This is a genomic window from Streptomyces sp. NPDC127084, from assembly GCF_042724175.1.
Taxonomy (GTDB): Bacteria; Actinomycetota; Actinomycetes; order Streptomycetales; family Streptomycetaceae; genus Streptomyces.
Window position 1 is genome coordinate 1 of the sequence record NZ_JBHXFA010000344.1, and the last position, 1,706, is coordinate 1,706.

The following is a 1,706-nucleotide window of genomic DNA, read 5'->3' on the forward strand; positions in this document are numbered from 1 at the left end:
TCTCGACACCCACCCGCAGATCCAGTGGATGACCGACGTCCACAGCGCAGTCCCGGTGATCCTGCACAACTGGGGCTCCGACCAGAACCAGTCCACCACCCCGACCGACAACTTCCGCAACCCCAGTCTCGACGACATCCGAGGGCGACCGGACGACGGCATCGGCGAGTTCATCCCCGAACAGGATCTGAAAATCGCGGTCGAACTGGCGGAGCGGATGAACGACGCGGTACGTGCAGTGCGCGGCGTCGACTACAGGGTCGAGGCAGCATACGGGCTGTACCCCACATCGGGGACGAGCGACGACTACGCCTACAGCCGGCACCTCACCAACCCCGCCGCTACGAAAGTGTTCGGCTACACGATCGAGTGCGGTGACAGCTTCCAACCAGTGTTCAGCGAGGCCGAACAGGTAATCCAGGAGGTCTCGGCCGCGTTGCTGGCACTCGCGCTGAACGCTCCCAAGGTCACCGACAGCCCGTAGAGGACACTGGCCGCAGACCGGCGCCCGGCGCTTGGTGGCGTTGCCGCCTCGCTCCGGGCTGGTCAAGGTGGAGGGGTGCGCAGACCAGGCCAACGTGCCGCAGCTCCTCGCCGGCCGCCTCGCCCGGCGCCTGTCACCGGAATGGGTCTTGCCGCCCACTGTCGTGATCTTGCACGCTCGATGGGCCCGCTCCCGTCTTGAGGAGGACCGCATGCCGCCGGAAGCCGACATCCTGACCCCGCCTGCCAGCGTCGTCGCCCGCATCGAGCGCTGGGAGAGCGTGCTCGACGCCGTGATCCCGGCCAGGTCTCCGGGCTCCAACCTGCTGGTCGCGACGTGGAACCTGCGCGCTTTCTCGGATCTGACGAAGGCATGGAGGACGCAAGAGGGCGCGACACCGAAGCGGAACTTCGCCGACGTGCATGCCATCGCCGCGGTGGTCCGCCGGTTCGACGTGGTCGCGGTGCAGGAGGTGCGCGGGAATCTGCGGGCCCTGCGCTATCTGCTCAAGGTGCTGGGGGAGGACTGGGCGTTCATCCTGACCGACGTCACCGAGGGGAAGGCCGGCAACGACGAGCGTCTGGCGTTCTTGTTCGATACCCGGCGCATCAAGCCGTCCGGCCTGGCCTGCGAGCTGGTGGTGCCGATCGAGCAGGAGGCGGGTGTCGGTGCGGCCGCGCTGGACCGTCAGTTCGCCCGCACCCCCTACGCGGTGAGTTTCCTGTCGGCCGGGCAGACGTTCACGCTGGTCACCCTCCACGTCGACTACGGCAAGAAGGCCGCTGAGCGGGTGCCGGAGCTGAAGGCGATCGCGCAGTGGCTGGCCGGGTGGGCGGAGCAGGAGTTCGGCTGGGACCACAACCTCACCGCACTGGGCGACTACAACATCGACCGTGTCGGCGACCCACTGTTCGAGGCCTTCACCTCCACAGGCCTGACCCCGGCACCACAGTTGGAGGGGTTGGCACGGACCATCTTCGACAAGCCGGGAGCGGAGCACTTCTACGACCAGATCGCCTGGTTCACCAAGGGACAGAAACGCCGTCCGGTCCTGAACCTGGAGGCCGTCGCCGGCGGCCAGGTCGACTTCGTCGACGCGTTGCAGGGCGACCGCACGCTCACGGACCTGTCCTGGCACATCTCCGACCACTTCCCGATGTGGGTGGAGTTCGCGATCCCGACGGGATGATCCAGCTCGAAGTGCTTGGGCGGGAGGCACCGG

General features: G+C 67.3%; 2 protein-coding genes. Both read left to right on the forward strand.

Annotated features, from left to right (window positions below; all coding sequences use genetic code 11):
* A partial coding sequence (locus tag ACFWI9_RS34070; RefSeq protein ID WP_387169130.1) for a M14 family zinc carboxypeptidase occupies positions 1 to 484 on the forward strand: 484 nt, incomplete at its 5' end.
* A gap of 211 nt (positions 485 to 695) precedes the next feature.
* Complete coding sequence (locus tag ACFWI9_RS34075; RefSeq protein ID WP_387169133.1) at positions 696 to 1,673, forward strand: endonuclease/exonuclease/phosphatase family protein; 978 nt, start codon at positions 696 to 698, stop codon at positions 1,671 to 1,673.
* Positions 1,674 to 1,706: the final 33 nt, after the last annotated feature.

Bases quoted from the DNA above. Each gene is read 5' to 3' on its own strand.
- ACFWI9_RS34075 (WP_387169133.1), top strand. From the start codon at position 696: ATGCCGCCGGAAGCCGACATCCTGACCCCGCCTGCCAGCGTCGTCGCC.